The following is a 2,829-nucleotide window of genomic DNA, read 5'->3' as shown; positions in this document are numbered from 1 at the left end:
GAGTACCTGCGCGGGCGCATCGAGCAGGGCAAGGCGGTCATCTACCGCAACCAGAGCTCGGGCGTGCTGCGCAGCGCGGCGTGGGCGCAAGGGTTGGTGGAGGTGTTGGAAGGGACGACGCTGGCGATTGGCGACCGGGTGAATTTCATTCCCCTGAGCGAAGTCCTGAACTAAACACCGATTCAAGTGTGGGAGGGGGCTTGCCCCCGATGGCGGTGGATCAGTCAAAGATGTATGAACTGACACAGCCTCATCGGGGCAAGCCCCCTCCCACATTTGGATTGTTGTCTGTCTGGGGCTACTCAGTAGTCGTCGCCACGCTCGGTCACATCGCGCTCCACCGGCCCCGCGTCCGGGTCATACCCCACCGGAAACTTGCCCTTCAACGTCCAGGCAAACGCAATGATCTCGGCGATCGTGCGGTACAACTCTTCCGGGATACTGTCGCCCAGTTCCATGCGCGCCAGCAGCTTCACCAACTCGGCGTTTTCATAGATGGGCACTTCATTTTCCCGCGCCAGCTTGAGGATCGCTTCGGCCAGGGCATCGTCGCCCTTGGCGGTCAGGGTCGGCGCTTGTTGGCCGTCATACTTGAGGGCGATGGCCTGGCGCGGCGGGTTGGCGTTGTTCATGCGGTTTCGTCCACCCAGCGTTGCTCCAATCCGGTTTTCGGCCCGCGTGGCGGGGTGCCGAGGTGGCAGTCGAGGTCGCCGACATTGATGCCCGAGGTCACTAGGCGCTCGCGCAAACTGCCCAAGTGACTTTCGATCAAACTGGCGGTGAACGGTCGGGTCGCCCACAACTGGCTCGACAGTTTGCCCTGAGACAATTGCGCCTGGACCTGTAACGGGCCCAGCGGCTCCATATCGAAGGCCAGTTCCACGCGCCAGAGCATCTGTTTGGGGTCTTTTTTGTCTTTGCGTTCGGGCTGGTCCTTGTCCGGCGCGGGGTCTTCGCGCTGGAACTTGACCTGCAGCGGCACGATGTCCTGCAGGGTACGCATGGGGATTTCCAGCTGCCAGGTGGTTTGCAGGCGGCCATCGGCAGTGGTGCCGGTCTGTTCCAGGCTCGACAGTTGATGGCTCTGTAGTCGCGAGATGGCACCGGCGGCCAGGCGCAGCAGGTTTTCCAGGTCGCCTTCGCCCTCCAGGCGTTGCATCAGCCGCGCCGGCAATGGAAAACCGGCGGGTGCCTGGCGGGCGCTGACTTGCCCGAGGGTGTTCAGCGGGCTGCGCACGAAGTTGGGCAGCATCTGGGCCAGGGTGTTGGCGGCGAGTATGGCATTGAGGTTGGTGCTGGCGGGCAGGGCGGGCAGCAGATCGGCGACCAGACGCAGCAGGGCACCTTTCATATCCAGTGGTGGGATTTGCGGGTTTTGCCCGGCCAGTAACTTGGCTTCAAGAAACGCGCCGCTGTTCTGGATCACTTGAGCCAGCACCTTGGGATTGCTGACTTGTGCGAGGTCGGGCAACGCGGCGAGCAAACGGTCGGCGGCCGCGCGCAGCTCGACGGAAGTGCTGTCGCCCCGGGGCAGGGTTTGCAGCGCGGTGAACACCGCATCCAGCGAGCCCTGGCGACTTTGCTGGGTGGCGAGTTGCTGGGTCACGGCCAGTTGATCCTTGAGCCCGCTCAAAGGCACGAAGTTCAGGGTCTGCGCATCCTGCACCACGGCGCTGAGCAGGCTGCCGATACGCAGGGGTTGCGGGCTCTCCACGGTCAGGGTCGTACCGGCCAGGGCGTTGTTGAGCACCGTCACCAACGAGCGGTAGATCGTCGGTTGCGTGGTGCCTTGGGGCAGCATTTGGCTGGTCAGGACTTTGGCTTGCAGCAAGGTGCCCGCCGGCATTTGCGTGGTGTCGATGCGGGTGAGGGCGGCGACGTTGGCACTCAAGGCTTGCTGCAGGCTGAGGGTCAGGTTGCCGGCAGGCGTCTGGCTCACCGCCACATTGCTGCCCAGCGGCAAGGGTTGCGGGCTGCTGGCCTGGACCAGCGTCTGGCGGCCACCGTCGAGGGTCAATTTGAGTAGCAACTGAAAGGCTTCGCCGCCTTGTTTAAGTGCGATGACTTCGGCGTTCGCGGTTTTTCCCGGGTCGATCAAGCCGATCTGCGGCTCCAGCAGTTTCAGCAACTCACCGGTCGCTGGAGCCGGCGCAGGGGCCGGCCCGGCTGCCGGGGCAGGAGGAAGCGTAGGAAGGTTGATCTCACCGGTCATCGTGCGCGTCGTCTCAGGGGAAATAGCCCTCTTTAGCGTAGGGCATCGCATGTATAATGCGGCCCGTCTGCCATGAGAGCGGTAAAAACCTCACAACTATTTGATCCAGCTCTCTAAAATCGGTCGCCAAAGTCGTTATTGTGCTCCTTTCTATAACGGCCGCCGCACCGCCGACTTGAACCGTAAAGGCCCGCGATCTTTTGACCAGCCCTCTTCTTGAAGCCGTAGCGCTTGCCTGTGAACGCGACCTGCGCCTGCTGTTCGAGCACCTCGACCTGCGCCTGGCGGGCGGTGACATGGTGCAGATCAGTGGTCCCAACGGCAGCGGCAAGACCAGCCTGCTGCGTTTGCTGGCCGGGTTGATGCAGCCTACGGCTGGCGAAGTGCGGCTCAACGGCAAACCGTTGAACGAACAACGCACCGAGCTGGCCCGCAATCTCACCTGGATCGGCCACGCCGCCGGGATCAAGGACGTGCTGAGCGCCGAAGAAAACCTCAGTTGGCTCAGCGCCCTGCATCATCCGGCCAGCCGCGAGGCGATCTGGCAGGCGCTCGCCGCCGTCGGTCTCAAGGGCTTCGAAGACGTGCCCTGTCACACCTTGTCCGCCGGCCAGCAG

At 63.2% G+C, this 2,829-nt stretch carries 3 protein-coding genes and 1 pseudogene; 2 read left to right on the top strand and 2 right to left on the bottom strand.

From position 1 onward, the window contains the following. Positions 1 to 174, top strand: a pseudogene (locus tag L9Z73_RS28560) (molybdopterin molybdenumtransferase MoeA); the annotation flags it as partial. A gap of 128 nt (positions 175 to 302) precedes the next feature. Here the strand turns inward: L9Z73_RS28560 and L9Z73_RS28555 are convergent. Together L9Z73_RS28555 and L9Z73_RS28550 are read right to left on the bottom strand one after the other, a co-directional pair. Continuing rightward, the gene (locus L9Z73_RS28555) at positions 303 to 632 is read right to left on the bottom strand and encodes an EscU/YscU/HrcU family type III secretion system export apparatus switch protein (RefSeq protein ID WP_065939955.1); all 330 of its coding nucleotides are present in this window, start codon (positions 630 to 632) and stop codon (positions 303 to 305) included. Next, positions 629 to 2,212 (bottom strand): flagellar hook-length control protein FliK, encoded by a 1,584-nt coding sequence (locus L9Z73_RS28550; RefSeq protein ID WP_247408139.1) that lies wholly within the window; start codon positions 2,210 to 2,212, stop codon positions 629 to 631. The genes L9Z73_RS28555 and L9Z73_RS28550 overlap by 4 nt, the downstream gene beginning before the upstream one ends. Before the next feature lie 200 nt (positions 2,213 to 2,412). Between L9Z73_RS28550 and ccmA the strand changes: the two genes are divergently transcribed. After that, a partial coding sequence (gene ccmA / locus L9Z73_RS28545; protein WP_247408138.1) for a heme ABC exporter ATP-binding protein CcmA occupies positions 2,413 to 2,829 on the top strand: 417 nt, incomplete at its 3' end.

This window comes from Pseudomonas emilianonis (assembly GCF_023072625.1).
Classification (GTDB): domain Bacteria; phylum Pseudomonadota; class Gammaproteobacteria; order Pseudomonadales; family Pseudomonadaceae; genus Aquipseudomonas; species Aquipseudomonas paraveronii.
The sequence above is the reverse complement of the archived record's forward strand: the minus strand, read 5'-3'. Positions and strand labels throughout refer to the sequence as shown.